Source organism: Streptomyces sp. NPDC039423 (genome assembly GCF_055598725.1).
The window spans coordinates 42551-56996 of record NZ_JBVKAH010000008.1; the positions used below are offsets into that span (position 1 = coordinate 42551).

Sequence of the window (14446 nt, forward strand, 5' to 3'; positions counted from 1 at the left end):
GGATACTGGTGCCGTGACCCCATTTGACGTCGTCGTGCTCGCCGGGGGCGCCGCCAGGCGGCTCGGCGGCGTGGACAAGCCCGGCGTGAGCGTCGGCGGACGGCCCCTGCTCGACCGGGTGCTGTCGGCCTGCCGCGAGGCCGGACGCACCGTGGTCGTGGGCGGCCGGCGGCCCACCGTGCGCCCGGTGGTGTGGGCCCGCGAGGAGCCGCCCGGCAGCGGCCCGCTGGCCGCGCTGGCGGCCGGGCTGCGGCGCGTGGAGGCCGAGACCGTGGTCGTCCTCAGCGGCGACCTGCCGTTCCTCCGGGACGGCGGGGTGCGCACGCTCGCCGCCGCGCTCGACGGCGGCACCGCCGAGGGCGTGCTGTCGGTGGACCCGGACGGCCGCGACCAGCCGCTCGTCGCCGCCTACCGCACGGAGCCGTTGCGCCGCGAACTCGCCCTCCTCGCCGCCGAGCACGGCAATCTGACCGGCCTGCCGCTGCGGCTGCTCGTCCAGGAACTGGACCTCCTCTGGATCCCCGCCGGACCCCTCGCCTCTTTCGACTGCGACACCTGGGAAGACATCGCCACCGCCCGGGCCACGATCAGGGAGCATGGGAACGTGCTGGACGAATGGATCACCGCAGTCAAGGACGAGCTCGGCATCGAACTGGACGTCGACACCGGCGTCCTGCTCGACCTGGCCCGTGACGCCGCGCACGGCGTCGCCCGGCCCGCCGCACCGCTCACCACCTTCCTGGTCGGCTACGCGGCCGCGCGGGCCGCGGCGAGCGGCCCCGAGGCCGTCTCCCGGGCCGTGGCCGACGCCGCCCGCAAGGCGTCCGCCCTCGCCGACCGCTGGGCCGGCGAGACCGCCGGCGGCGCCGGTGAGGCGACCGGTCCCGGCACCGGCAGCGGGACAGGCGCGGGATGACCGACCCGGAGGTCGACGGCGTCGACGAAGCGCTCGCCCTGGTCGGACCCGCGCCCCGGGCCCCGGAACAGGAGCGGCACCGCGCCACCCCCTGGGCCGACGCCCGGTCCCTCGCCGCCCGGCTGGGCGCCGCGCGCCCCGCTCCGACACGGCGGGTGGCCCTCGGGCAGGCACTGGGCGGTGTGCTCGCCCAGCCCCTGGCCGCCCTCACCGACCTGCCGTCGTTCGACACCTCCGCCATGGACGGGTGGGCCGTCGCCGGCCCCGGCCCCTGGCGCGTCCGGGAGGGCGACTCCGTCCTGGCGGGCCACGCCCCGGCCTCCCCGCTCCCCGACGGCGAGGCGGTACGCATCGCCACCGGCGCCCGCGTCCCGCCCGGCGCCACCGCGGTGGTCCGCAGGGAGCACTCCCGCACGGACACGGCCGGCCATCTGCACGCCCGGCGCGAGGTGACGCACGGGCAGGACATCCGGCCGCGCGGCCAGGAGTGCCGCTCCGGCGACCAACTGCTGCCCGCCGGGACGACCGTCACGCCCGCCGTCGTCGGGCTGGCCGCGGCCGCCGGGTACGACGACCTGCTCACCGTCGAACGCCCCCGCGTCGACGTCCTGGTCCTGGGCGACGAACTCCTCACCACGGGCCTTCCGCACGACGGGCTCATCCGCGACGCCCTCGGCCCCATGCTCGCGCCCTGGCTCACCGCGCTCGGCGCGGACGTGGGCGTGACCCGGCGCGTCGGCGACGACGCCGACGACCTCCACGCGGCGGTGACCGGTTCCACGGCGGACGTGGTGATCACCACCGGAGGCACCGCCGCGGGCCCCGTCGACCACGTCCACCCCGTCCTCCGCAAGGCCGGCGCCGAACTTCTGGTCGACGGGGTGAAGGTCCGCCCCGGGCACCCGATGCTGCTGGCCCGGCTGACCCCGGTCAGGTACCTCGTCGGCCTGCCCGGCAACCCGCTCGCGGCCGTCTCCGGACTGCTCACCCTCGCCGAGCCGCTGTTGCGCACGCTCGCCGGACGCGGCGCCCCCACCCCGTACCGGGCCGTCGTGCGGGACGCGGTGCACGGCCACCCGCACGACACCCGGCTCGTCCCGGTCCGGCACGCACCCGCCTCCGCCCCCGGCCACGGCCGGACGGACGCCCCCGGCCACGGCACCGGCCGGCCGGGCGGGCCCGCTGCCGCGCAGGTCGTACCGCTGCACTACAACGGCCCGGCCATGCTGCGGGGGATCGCGGCGGCGGACGGACTCGCGGTCGTCCCGCCCGGCGGCGCCCGGGCCGGAGACCCGCTGGACATCCTCGCCCTGCCCTGGGCGGCGACGAGCAACGAGGGGTGTTTCACGTGAAACTGCCCGGCCAGGACGCGATGGCCCGGCGGGCCGACGAGCATCTCGTCGGCGGCCAGATCCGGCTGCCGAACCCGATCGTTCAGAAGCCCCTCCGGCAGGTCGGCGCACGGCTGCTGATGGCGCTGTGCGTCCTCCTGCTGACCGTCCTCATCGTCTACGCCGACCGCGGCGGCTACCACGACAACGCCGACGGGACCGTCAGCTTCCTCGACGCCGTCTACTACGCGACCGTGACCCTGTCGACGACGGGCTACGGCGACATCGTTCCCCACAGCGACAGCGCGCGCCTGGTGAACGTGCTGCTGGTGACCCCGCTGCGCGTGCTGTTCCTGATCATCCTGGTCGGTACCACCCTCGAAGTCCTCACCCAAAGGACCCGTGAGGAGTGGCGGCTCAACCGCTGGAGGTCCACCTTGCGTGACCACACCGTCATCATCGGCTTCGGTACCAAGGGCCGGTCCGCGCTCCAGACGCTGTGCGCCACCGGTCTGAAGAAGGACCAGACCGTCATCGTCGACCCGAGCAGCAAGGTGGTCGAGGCGGCGAACGCGGACGGGTTCACGGGCGTGGTCGGGGACGCCACCCGCAGCGACGTACTGCTGCGGGCCGAAGTGCAGCGCGCCCGGCAGATCGTCATCGCCACCCAGCGCGACGACACCGCCGTCCTGGTCACCCTGACGGCACGCCAGCTCAATCGCGGGGCGAAGATCGTCGCGGCCGTGCGGGAGGAGGAGAACGCCCCCCTGCTGCGCCAGTCCGGCGCGGACGCCGTGATCACCAGCGCCAGTGCGGCGGGCCGGCTGCTGGGCCTGTCCGTGCTGAGCCCCAGCGCGGGCACGGTGATGGAGGACCTGATCCAGCAGGGCAGCGGCCTGGACCTCATCGAACGGCCGGTCATAAAGTCCGAGGTGGGCAAGAACGTCCGCGAGACGGAAGACCTGGTGATCAGCGTGCTGCGCGGCCACCGGCTGCTCGGCTACGACGATCCGGCCGCCAGCCCGCTCCAGTTGACGGACCGTCTGATCACGATCGTGCGGGCGAACAGCGGGCCGTCGCTCGGCACGGCGCCGGAGTAGCCTCGCGGCCATGCATGCGATCACGATTCCCGAGCCAGGTGGTCCCGAGGCGCTCGTCTGGGCAGAGGTGCCCGATCCCGTGCCCGGCGAGGGCGAGGTCCTCGTCGAGGTGGCGGCGAGCGCCGTCAACCGCGCCGACCTCCTCCAGCGGCAGGGCTTCTACAACCCGCCGCCCGGTGCGTCCCCGTACCCCGGCCTGGAGTGCTCCGGCCGGATCGCGGCGACCGGGCCCGGCGTCACCGGGTGGGCCGTCGGCGACGAGGTGTGCGCGCTGCTCGCGGGAGGCGGTTACGCGGAGAAGGTCGCCGTCCCGGCCGGGCAGCTCCTGCCCGTTCCGGACGGCGTGGACCTGGTGACGGCCGCGGCCCTGCCCGAGGTCACCGCCACCGTCTGGTCGAACGTCTTCATGGTGGCCCACCTGCGGCCGGGCGAGACCCTGCTGGTGCACGGCGGCGCGAGCGGCATCGGCACCATGGCCGTCCAGCTCGCCAAGGCCGTGGGCGCCCGGGTCGCGGTCACGGCCGGCGGGCCGGAGAAGCTGGCGCGCTGCTCCGAGCTGGGCGCGGACATCCTGATCGACTACCGCGAGCAGGACTTCGTCGAGGAGCTCCACAAGGCGACGGACGGGGTGGGCGCGGACGTCATCCTCGACATCATGGGCGCCAAGTACCTGGAGCGGAACGTACGGGCGCTCGCCGTGAACGGACGGCTCGCGGTGATCGGGCTCCAGGGCGGCCGGAAGGCCGAGCTGGACCTGAGCGCCCTGCTGGACAAGCGCGCGGCGGTCACCGCGACCTCCTTGCGGAAGCGGCCGCCGGCCGAGAAGACGGCGATCATCGCGGCCGTACGCGAGCACGTCTGGCCGCTGATCGGGGCGGGGACGGTCCGCCCCGTGGTGGACCGCACCTTCCCCATGCCGGACGCCCCGCAGGCGCACCGGACCCTGGAGGAGAGCTCCCACATCGGCAAGGTCCTGCTGACCACCCCGGCCGCCTGACACCGGGGCCGGGCCACCCCCCGGCCGTACGCCGAAGCCCGGCGCACCAGGTGCGCCGGGCCTCGGTCAGCCGCCGGGGGACGTGCGGGCCCGCCCGGGCCCCGTCCCGCCGCACGCCCTACAGGTACGGCCCGGAGCGGATGGCGCCGTGGCCGCGTCCGTCGTCGTCATCATCGATCGGCGCGCCCGGGGGGAGCGCCCGCCGCATCTGCTCCAGTTGGGCGCGGGCCGCCATCTGCTGGGCGAACAGCGCCGTCTGGATGCCGTGGAACAGCCCCTCCAGCCAGCCCACCAACTGCGCCTGCGCGATCCGCAGTTCCGCCTCGGAGGGGATGGCCTCGTCGGTGAAGGGCAGGGAGAGCCGCTCGAGTTCCTCCACCAGTTCCGGCGCCAGACCGTCCTCCAGCTCCTTCACCGAGCTGGCGTGAATCTCCTTCAGGCGTACCCGGCTGGCCTCGTCGAGGGGTGCCGCGCGGACTTCCTCCAGAAGCTGCTTGATCATGCTGCCGATGCGCATGACCTTGGCGGGCTGTTCGACCATCTCCGTCACCGGGACCTCGCGCGACTCGTCGTCACCGTCACCGCCGCCGAGTGCCAGCCCGTCCTGTCCTACGACCAGGACGTGAGGGTTCTCGTGCGACCGTTCATTCCTCGGCATCTCCATGCCAGCCATTCTCTCGCACAGATGCGTCATCACACGGTCTGCCCCCGTACGCGGGTGATCCACCCTCGTACGGGGGCACAACCGCCCGTTCGGGCCGTTACGTGGCCGCGCGGCGGGCCACCGCGCCACGGGAACGGGTCACCAGGGCCGCGAGGAGCGCGGCGCCCACCGGGACGGCGACCAGCAGCGCGGCCAGCGTCCCCCAGGGGACGATGATCGGCACCTGCGGGACGTCGAGCAGGCCGCCCCGGTCCAGTACCGTCTCGTACCAGCTCATCTGCTGGCGCCGCTCGGTCAGTCGCAGCCCGACCGCCGGCAGCACGCCCGCCGCCGATCCGAGCAGCACACCCATCACGGCGACCACCCCGCACTGGAAGCCGCTCAGCGTCCGGCGCACGCGCGGCGGCGCGCCCACCGCGGCCAGGGTCTTCAGATCGGCCTCGGCGTCCGCCTGGGCGAGACCGGTGGCGATACCGGCCGCACCGATGGTGATCAGGCCGGCGAAGACGGTCAGCGCCAGCAGCACGATGCTGTTCTTGCTGACGAACCCTTCCTCGACATGGAGGTCGACACTGGCGCCCGTCTTGGCGAGCTCCTCGTCGAGCTTCTGGCGCTGCTCCGTGCTCGGCATCCGGTCGGTCGAGAAGTACGCGCCGAACGGCACCGTCGTGATGCCCGCCGCCTTGGCCGCGGCCGGCGGCAGGATGCCCGCCAGGCCGTACGCCTCGGTCCCCGGGGCGACCTGGTAGGCGTCGAACGACTTCACCGCCCCCGGTGCCTCCTTGCCCTGGGCCAGGGCCTCGTCCGCCTTGGCCCGGTCGGTGACCAGCTTGACGGACAGCTTGCCCCGGGTGTCGACGAGGGTGCGGGAGAAGGACACGGCCTTGCCCTCGGCCAGGGCCTTCGCGGCCGCCGGGTCCTTGATCTCCAGCACCTTCAGCAGCGTGGCGTCGGCGACAACCAGACCGCTCTCGGTGTAGGCCGTGTTCGGCATTTCCTTGCAGCGCCAGTCCTGGGCGAGCTTGCGGCGTTCGGCCTTGGTGTACTTCTCGGCCGGGTCCGAACCGTCGGACGTCTGCACCCACAGGGGGCACATGTTGGCCTTGGGGATGACGACCTCGTGCGTGCCGCAGCCGTCCCCGCTCCCGTACATCTCGCAGGTGGTCCTGCCCACTACGATCCGGTCCACGTCGGCCCGGACGTCGACGGGCAGGTTCTTCTGCACCGCGTCGCGCACGGCCGGGACGTCCCGGCCGCCACCCTCGCCGATCGTCAGGGACACCGCGCCGTGCGGCAGCCGGGCCTCGTACGCCGCGCGCTGCTGGGCGTCGTCGCTCGCCTGGTACGTGGCCACGGCGACCGTGCCCGCGACCGCGGCCAGCACGGCGGCGACGGCCGGAGCCGTGCGGCCCCGGTTGCGCACCGCGTCCCGCAGCGCGAGCCGCGGCGACAGCGGCAGCCAGCGGCCGGCGCGCCCGAACAGGCCCACCAGGGCGGGCGTCATCGCGACGACACCCAGCTCGGCCAGGGCGCTGCCGCCCGCGACGATGATGAACTGGTCCGTGACGACGGACCCGTACAGGGCGATCGCGGCGCCCAGCAGGGCGGCGACCAGACCGACCACCGGGAGCACACGGCTGCTGCGGCGCACCCCACGCCGGCCGGTGAGCGAGGCGAGCACCGTCTGGCGAGAGGCGGTGACGGCGGGCACGACGGCGGCCAGCAGTCCGGTCAGCACGGCGAGCAGCCCGATGCCGAGCAGTTCCAGCGGCCGGACGTCGAAGGCGCCGAAGCGCTTGCCCATGTAGTCCTCCAGCACCGGCTGGAGCGCGAAGGTCAGGACCAGTCCGAGCACCGTGCCGACGACCGCCGCGGCGACGCCGATCACCAGGCCGCCGGCCAGGACGATCGCCCGGATGTGACGGCGGTCGCCACCGTTGGCCCCCACCAGCCCGAGCTGGCGCCGCGAACGGCGGGCGCCCACGGCGAAGGCGGGACCGGCCAGCAGACAGATCTCCAGCATCGCGAGGCCGACGACGGTTCCGGCGGCAGCGAGCGCGGCGGCCTCGGCGGCCGGACTGTCGCCGTAGTCGCCCCAGCCGTCCTGCTGGAACAGCGGTACGTCGGAGTCGGCCGGCGGGGCGAGGGCGACGGCCCGCGACACCACCATGACGCCCTTGGCGTTCGCCTCCTTGACCATGTTCCACGTGAAACCGTCGCCGCCCGCCGAACGGGGGAGGGCCAGCAGATGGCTGGTGCTCTTGTCGGTGCCGGGCAGCCCGGCCGCCTCCAGCGCCTTGCCGAGCGGGTCGAGGAAGGCGCCCGGGAGGGCGTTGACCTGGTCACCGGCGAGCTCGTCGGGGAGTTCGTAGGAGCCGACGATCCGGTACTCGCGGTCGAGACCCCGGGCGGCGACGGTCGAGCCGATGCCCAGACCGCTGGACTCCAGGAAGTGCGTCGTCGCGGCGACCTCGTCCGCCTTCTGCGGGAACCGTCCGGCCTGGAGGGACATGACGCCCCGGGCGACCGGGTCGGACGCCTTGAGCTCGCGGATCTCTGTCTGGAGCAGCCCGTGGGTGGTGCGCAGCTTGCCCGCACCGACCGAGTCCTCCAGCACGGTGGCACCGGCGGGGAAGACCTTGGTGACGTCCGTGTCCCCGTCGGGCCACGGCTTGTCCTCGTAGTCGCCCACCGGCATCGAGTCCTCGCGCACCGGGTGCTGGAGGATCGGCACGCCGCCGTAGTGCGGGTCGATGATCCGGGCGTCGGCGGCACCGATCGACCGGGCAAGCTGCTCCTCGGTGGACAGCTCCGAGCTGCGGACGGTCAGATCGGCCGCGCTCACGCCGAGGATGGGCAGGGCGATCATCGCCAGGACGAGGAAGCTGCGGCCCTTGTAGCGCCAGGCGTCACGGCGGGCGATGCGCACCGCCGCGCGCCACGAGTGGAACCAGTTGTTCACCGCTCGGCCGCCTGCCCCGTGAGCAGGGAGTCGGCGTCGCTGCGCATGGTCTGGTCGACGACCGCGCCGTCCCGCAGGAACACCACCCGGTCGGCCCAGGCGGCGAACCGGGGCTCGTGGGTGACCAGCACGCCCGCCGCGCCCGCGTCGCAGCGCGCCCGCAGCAGCGCCAGCACCGACTCGCCCGTCTCGGAGTCCAGGGCGCCGGTCGGCTCGTCGGCCAGCACCAGCCGCCGGTCACCGACCAGCGCCCGCGCTATCGCCACGCGCTGCTGCTGACCACCGGACATCTCGTCGGGGAACCGGTCGGCGAGGTGGCCGAGGTCCATCTCCTCCAGTGCCGCGATCGCCTCGCGCCGCGCCTTGCGGGCGGAGGTGCCGTCCAGTTCACGGGGCAGGGCGACGTTCTCGGCGGCGGTGAGCGCCGGGATGAGGTTGTAGTCCTGGAAGACGTACCCGATGCTGCGGCGGCGGAGGGCGGCGAGCGTCTTGCGGTCGGCGGCGGTGATGTCCGTGTTCTCCACGATCACCCGGCCGGAGCTGGGGGTGTCCAGCCCGCCCGCGATCGTGAGCAGGGTCGACTTGCCGGAGCCCGAGGGGCCCATGACGGCGACCAGTTCGCCGGGGAAGACAGCGAGGTCGATGCCGCGCAGGGCGTGCACCTCCGTGGCTCCGGACCCATGGACGCGGGTCAGGTTCTGGAGTTGCAGAACGGGCTGCGGGGGCTGTTGCGAAGAGCGTTCTGACATGGAGAGGGGTCCCCCCTTGGGCGTACGCGTACGGAGACGGGCGTACGGAGCGGATGTGCGGGTGATGCGGTGCCAGGGCGGGACGGTCAGGTCCCCCTGGGGCGGGCGGGGCGGGTGGGGCTGGTGAGGTCGGACGGGTCGGATGGGGCCGGTGGCCCCGCCGGGTCGGGCGTACGGGCCCCGCCGGGTCGGGCGCACGGGCCCCGCCGGGTCGGGCGCACGGGCCCCGCCGGGTCGGGCGCACGGGCTCCGCCCGGTGGCCCCGGTGGGTCAGGGGCCCGGGCGGGAGGCCGTGCGGGCCGGTCCGGGCACGTGCGGGCGTACGGCCCGGGCGGGAGTGTCGCCGGCCGCACCGGCCCCGGCGCCGCTCCGGTGGGCGACGGCCGAGAGCCGGATCAGGCGGGCCTCGCAGTGGTCGAGCCACCGCGCCTCGGCCTCGGTCTGGAAGATGAGCTGTTCCAGGACCAGCAGCCACGCCACGTCGTCCCGTTCCCGCGTCGCCCCGCTCTCCAGGGCGGCGAGGGCCTGCGCCTTGAGGCGCGTGTAGTCCTGCATCGCCTTGATGGTGTGGCGGCGCTGGGACTGGATGACGTCGCGGATGTCGACGCCGGGGGCGCCGACCGCCATGGCGAGCTTGATCGCCAGTTCGTCCCGGGCGGGACTGGTCCGGTCGACCGGCTTCTCGAACCAGACCCTGAGTTCTTCCCGGCCGGCGTCGGTGATGGCGTACAGCGCGTGCCCCGCCTCGTCCTCGCCGCCTTCCTCGATCAGGCCGTCACGCTCCAGCCGGCTGAGCGTCGTGTAGACCTGGCCGACGTTGAGCGGCCAGGTCGAGCCGGTGCGCGACTCGAACTCCGTACGGAGCTGGGAGCCGTAGCGCGGGCCGCGTTCGAGAAGGGCGAGAAGCCCGTGGCGGATGGACATACTCAGTATGTATACCGAGTATGCCGGGCCCGACAAGCGTCCTGAGAGGGACCCGCGGGATCCGTCGTGAGGGGGACGACGAGGAGTCAGCGGCGCCTCATGCGCAGCCCGAGGAAGCCCAGGCCGAGCCCCATCATGGCCAGTCCGACGCCCAGGGTGAGCACCGGAATCTGCCGGTCAGCGAGGGTGTCGGCGGTCTGCGCGGCGGGCTCGTACGCGGCAGCGGGCGGCGAGTGCGGCGTGTCGGTGGCGGCCGGGGACTCCTCCTCCGGTACCGCTTCGGCCTCCGTCTCCCGGCCCTGGGGCAGCCCCGGCGCTGTTGCCGTTTTGGTACGCGGGGGCCGTGCCGTGCCGGCCGACGGCCCCGGCGACACGTCACCGGACGGTGACGCGGACGGCGACGCGGGCCGTCCGGGCCGCTGCCGCCCCTCCCCGGCCGGCCGCCCGGCCAGTGACGGCGAGGCGGGGGCGTGACGGGTGGGTCCGGCGACCGATCCGGGCGCGGTATCGGCCCCGGCGGCGGACCGGGAGGCCGAGGGGGACGGCGAGGGAACGCCGGCGGACGGGCTGGGGCTGCTCTCGTCCCCGGGCGGCGGGACGAGCCCGGCCACCGGATCGAGGGCGGGGTCGGTCTCCTCCGCGTACGCGGCCGGGGCGCCCCACAGGAAGGACGCGGCCAGCAGCAGCGCCGCGACCGCCGTCGCACACCGTGAGCAGAGCCTTGGAGCCACCGGGTGACCCCCTCCCGTACCGAGCCGCCAGGAGCCGAGCGTTCCGGCCCCACAACGCACTCAGCGTCACACGGCGACCGCGCAGCGGCATCCCGGGCGCCACCACAGCCACCCACAGGAGTTACGCCGGGCGGACCCGCCCCCGCGGACCCCCGCCCACCGGCTCGGCAGGGAAACGGTCGGCCCCCGCCCACCGGCTCGGCGGCGAAACCGTCACCCCCGCCCACCGGCTCGGCGGCGAAACCGTCACCCCCGCCCACCGGCTCGGCGGGGAAACGGTCGGCCGCCGCCCACCGGCTCGGTGGGGAACGGTCACCGCCCGTCGGCGGCTCCCGGCCCGCACCTGCGGCTCACCGCTGCGTCACTGACCCGGGTCACCCGTGGCGACGGTCAGTTCGAAGGTCTGGTTGCCGGGAACCACGGCCGTCCCCTCCGTCGGGAACTGCGAGATCACCTGGTCCTCGGCGTACTGCGGGTCGTCCACTTCCTTGATCGTGTACTTCCAGCCCGCCGCCTGGAGGCAGCTCTTGACGGAGATGACGTCCTTGTACGTGAAGCTTGGGGCCTGGACCTTCGACGGGTCGTCGGTGTCCTCCGAGGCGTCCGTGCACTTGGTGGTCTCCATCGTGCGGTTGCGCTCCGGGGGCTTGTGCTCGCCGCCGGAGGCGGGGTCGGCCGCCGCCGACCGGCTCGCGCCGCCGCCGCCCGCCTGCGTGCCGCCCGGGTCGTCGTCGCTGCCGCTCAGGCTGATCGCGGCGACGAGGCCGCCGACGACGAGCAGCGCGACCGCGATCGCGCCCACGACCACCGGGGTGTTGCTCTTGCCGCCGTTGCGCGGCCCCTGGGCGGTCTGCGGGGACATCGTGTACGCCGGTGCCGGCGTGTGCGGGCCGGGCGTGTGCGGGCCGGGGGTGTGCGGGCCGGGGGCGTGCGGGCCGGGCGTCTGGTACGCGGGGGCCGGCTGCTGCGGGTAGCCGTAGGAGGGCGCCGGCGCCGGGGTGCCGTAGGGCGGCTGGTACGGCGTCTGGACGCTCTGCGGCCCGGGCGCCGGGGTGGTGTGGTCGACCGGCGGGAAGACCGCCGAGCCCACGCCCGCGCCGCTGTTGGCGTGCGGCGCGCCCTGCACGATCACCGGGGCACCCGTCTGGCCCTGGCCCGCCGACAGCAGCCGCAGGCACTCGTCGCGCATGGCGGCCGCGCTCGGGAAGCGCTCGTTCGGGTTCTTCTTCAGCGCACGCGCCACCAGCGCGTCCATCGCCGGCGTGATCGACCGGTTGATGGAGGACGGCGCGACCGGCTCCTCCTGGACATGGGCGTACGCGATGGCCAGCGGCGAGTCCGCGTCGAACGGGATCCGCCCGGTCAGCAACTGGAACAACATGATGCCGACCGAGTACAGGTCCGAGCGGGCGTCCACGCCCCGCCCCAGCGCCTGCTCGGGCGACAGGTACTGCGGGGTGCCGACGACCATGCCGGTCTGCGTCATCGACGTGACGCCCGACTGCATGGCGCGCGCGATGCCGAAGTCCATGACCTTGACGACCCCGCGCTTGGTCATCATCACGTTGCCCGGCTTGATGTCCCGGTGGACCAGGCCCATCTCGTGGCTGGTCTCCAGGGCGGCGAGCACGTCGGCGGTCACCTTGAGGGCCTTGTCGGCCGGCATCGCGCCGTACGCCTGGATGTCCGCCTGGAGCACCGAGCCGAGCGGCCGGCCCTCCACGTACTCCATGACGATGTACGGCATCAGCGAGCCGCCGAGGTCGTCCTCGCCGGTGTCGAACACCGACACGATGTTGGTGTGCTGAAGCTTGGCGACCGCCTGCGCCTCACGGCGGAAGCGCTCGCGGAACGACTGCTCGCGCCCCAGCTCGGTGTGCAGCGTCTTGATGGCGACCTGCCGGTCCAGCGCACTGTCGTACGCCAGATACACGGACGCCATGCCGCCCTCGCCGAGCAGGTCGCGAAGCTGGTACCGGCCGTTCGCCACCGAGCCGCCCGCATAGCGGCCCTGTGCGCCGTCCTGGCTCATGTCTTGCTCCCCCGTGCGCGCGCGTCCCTGGTGGTCGCGGTGAATCGCGGTGATCCGGTTTTTACGGGCCAAGTCTGCCCGAGGGCAGTGACACGTCAAGCCGGGTGCCCGATCCGTGACCGTACGCACAAGAAGCGTCTCGGAAGCGTTACCGGACCCGTACCCGACCGCCATGGAAAGCGCGGGAGATTTGCACAGGCGTACGGGGAAGCGGTTGGATGGCCGGTCAATCCCGGACCGGCGCGGCGCGCGAAGGCTGTAGCGTGACGTGACGTAGTACCCCTTAAGACACGGCGGCACACCGCACGCGCACAGCACGCGGACAGAAACGACGGCGAGGACTGATGGCATCCGAATCCGAGGCAGGCGGCGGCGGGGTGCCGGAGTCCGCTGAGTGGGGCGCCGGCGGACTCGTCGGAGACGGCCGCTACCGGCTGACCCACCGTCTCGGCCGGGGCGGCATGGCCGAGGTGTTCGCGGCCGAGGACGTACGGCTGGGCCGCACCGTGGCCGTGAAGCTGCTGCGCGCGGACCTCGCCGAGGACCCGGTCTCCAAGGCCCGCTTCACCCGCGAGGCCCAGTCGGTCGCCGGGCTGAACCACCACGCCATCGTCGCCGTGTACGACTCCGGCGAGGACGTGGTGAACGGCCAGTCCGTGCCGTACATCGTGATGGAGCTCGTCGAGGGCCGCACCATCCGCGACCTCCTGGTCAACGCGGAGGCACCGCCGCCGGAGCAGGCGCTGATCATCGTCTCCGGGGTCCTGGAGGCGCTCGCCTACTCGCACCAGCACGGCATCGTGCACCGCGACATCAAGCCCGCGAACGTGATCATCACGCACAGCGGCGCGGTCAAGGTGATGGACTTCGGCATCGCGCGCGCCCTGCACGGCGCGCAGTCGACCATGACCCAGACCGGCATGGTCATGGGCACCCCCCAGTACCTCTCGCCCGAGCAGGCCCTCGGCAAGGCCGTCGACCACCGCTCGGACCTGTACGCCACCGGCTGCCTGCTGTACGAGCTGCTGGCGCTGCGCCCGCCCTTCACCGGCGAGACACCGTTGTCGGTGGTCTACCAGCACGTCCAGGACATCCCCGTCCCGCCGTCCGAGGTCTCCGACGTCGCCCCGCCGGAGCTCGACGGCCTGGCCATGCGCGCCCTCGCCAAGGACCCGGACGACCGGTTCCAGAGCGCGGAGGAGATGCGCGGTCTGGTCCAGTACGGGCTCCAGATGCTCCAGCAGCAGGGCAGCCACACCGGCACCTGGAACACCGGGCCGGTCGAGATGCACGAAGGCGGCCGCACACCGGCCGGCGGCGTCGCGGCGACCACCGCGATGGGCCACCCGATGCACGGCGACACCTCGCAGGGCGCGATCCTGCCGCCGCCGAACCCGGACGACGGCGCGTACGCGTACGACGGCGGGCAGGGGCACCGGAGCGGGCGCGGCAAGATGTGGCTGTTCGCGGCGCTCGCGCTGATCGCGATCGTGGCGGGTGTGGCGTACGCGCTCGACCAGACCAAGAAGCCGTCCGACGACGGCAACCAGAAGCCGCCGGCCACCACGGCGCCGTCCAAGACGGGGGACACCACCAGCCCCTCGCCGTCCGACGAGAAGACCGACGAGCAGACAGAGGACCCGGGCGGCTCCTCGGGCGGCAACGGCAACAGCGGCGGCAACTGGGGCAACCAGAACCCCGACACGCCCTCGCAGCCCCGGACCGACAACCCGCCGCCTCCCACCGGCGGTACGCCGTCGACCCCCGGCACCACCGAGGGCACCGACCAGGGCGGTACCACGGACGGCGGTACGGACCAGGGCGGCACCACCGACGGCGGTACCGATCAGGGTGGTACCACCAGTGGCACCACCGACCAGGGCGGTACCACCAGCGGGACCACCGACCAGGGCGGTACCACCAGCGGGACCACCGACCAGGGCGCGACCACCACGGGCGTCGGCGGCGCCTGACCGCCCGCCCCGGCCCGGGCGCACCGCGCGCTCGGGCCGCCGCGCTTCCCGGGGCGGCGCACGCCCC

Annotated in this window: 11 protein-coding genes; 5 read left to right on the plus strand and 6 right to left on the minus strand. The window is 73.9% G+C overall.

Annotation, left to right across the window (positions count from 1 at the left end; translation table 11 throughout):
- The first annotated feature begins 13 nt into the window (after positions 1-13).
- Genes ACZ7LK_RS24400 through ACZ7LK_RS24415 form a run of 4 tightly spaced genes read left to right on the plus strand, consistent with a single transcriptional unit; the run spans position 14 to position 4344 of the window.
- A complete protein-coding gene (locus ACZ7LK_RS24400; RefSeq protein WP_471143300.1) occupies positions 14-916 on the plus strand; it encodes an NTP transferase domain-containing protein in 903 nt (300 codons plus the stop codon).
- The gene (locus ACZ7LK_RS24405) at positions 913-2268 is read left to right on the plus strand and encodes a molybdopterin molybdotransferase MoeA (RefSeq protein ID WP_471143302.1); all 1356 of its coding nucleotides are present in this window, start codon (positions 913-915) and stop codon (positions 2266-2268) included. Before ACZ7LK_RS24400 ends, ACZ7LK_RS24405 begins: the two co-directional genes overlap by 4 nt.
- Entirely contained in the window at positions 2265-3347 is a 1083-nt protein-coding gene (locus tag ACZ7LK_RS24410; protein WP_392275645.1) for a potassium channel family protein, read from the plus strand. The genes ACZ7LK_RS24405 and ACZ7LK_RS24410 overlap by 4 nt, the downstream gene beginning before the upstream one ends.
- A 10-nt stretch (positions 3348-3357) precedes the next feature.
- Positions 3358-4344 (plus strand): NAD(P)H-quinone oxidoreductase, encoded by a 987-nt coding sequence (locus tag ACZ7LK_RS24415; protein ID WP_471143306.1) that lies wholly within the window; start codon positions 3358-3360, stop codon positions 4342-4344.
- Between the two features lie 118 nt (positions 4345-4462).
- On the opposite strand, the gene ACZ7LK_RS24420 is transcribed toward ACZ7LK_RS24415, so the two are convergent.
- The 6 genes from ACZ7LK_RS24420 to ACZ7LK_RS24445 form a co-directional block, all read right to left on the minus strand.
- Complete coding sequence (locus ACZ7LK_RS24420) at positions 4463-5008, minus strand: bacterial proteasome activator family protein (protein ID WP_392275643.1); 546 nt, start codon at positions 5006-5008, stop codon at positions 4463-4465.
- 97 nt (positions 5009-5105) lie between these two features.
- Entirely contained in the window at positions 5106-7970 is a 2865-nt protein-coding gene (locus ACZ7LK_RS24425; RefSeq protein WP_392275642.1) for an FtsX-like permease family protein, read from the minus strand.
- Positions 7967-8719 carry an ABC transporter ATP-binding protein gene (locus ACZ7LK_RS24430; RefSeq protein ID WP_392275641.1) on the minus strand — a complete coding sequence of 251 codons (753 nt, stop codon included), beginning with the start codon at positions 8717-8719 and terminating at the stop codon, positions 7967-7969. The genes ACZ7LK_RS24425 and ACZ7LK_RS24430 overlap by 4 nt, the downstream gene beginning before the upstream one ends.
- Before the next feature lie 270 nt (positions 8720-8989).
- Positions 8990-9643 (minus strand): PadR family transcriptional regulator, encoded by a 654-nt coding sequence (locus ACZ7LK_RS24435; RefSeq protein WP_471143310.1) that lies wholly within the window; start codon positions 9641-9643, stop codon positions 8990-8992.
- An 86-nt stretch (positions 9644-9729) separates the two neighbouring features.
- Positions 9730-10374: a hypothetical protein gene (locus ACZ7LK_RS24440; protein ID WP_471143313.1), complete on the minus strand. Its 645-nt coding sequence runs from the start codon at positions 10372-10374 to the stop codon at positions 9730-9732.
- A 361-nt stretch (positions 10375-10735) separates the two neighbouring features.
- A complete protein-coding gene (locus tag ACZ7LK_RS24445; RefSeq protein WP_471143316.1) occupies positions 10736-12406 on the minus strand; it encodes a protein kinase domain-containing protein in 1671 nt (556 codons plus the stop codon).
- Between the two features lie 344 nt (positions 12407-12750).
- Between ACZ7LK_RS24445 and ACZ7LK_RS24450 the strand changes: the two genes are divergently transcribed.
- Positions 12751-14379 carry a protein kinase domain-containing protein gene (locus tag ACZ7LK_RS24450; protein WP_471143319.1) on the plus strand — a complete coding sequence of 543 codons (1629 nt, stop codon included), beginning with the start codon at positions 12751-12753 and terminating at the stop codon, positions 14377-14379.
- The last annotated feature ends 67 nt before the right edge of the window (positions 14380-14446 follow it).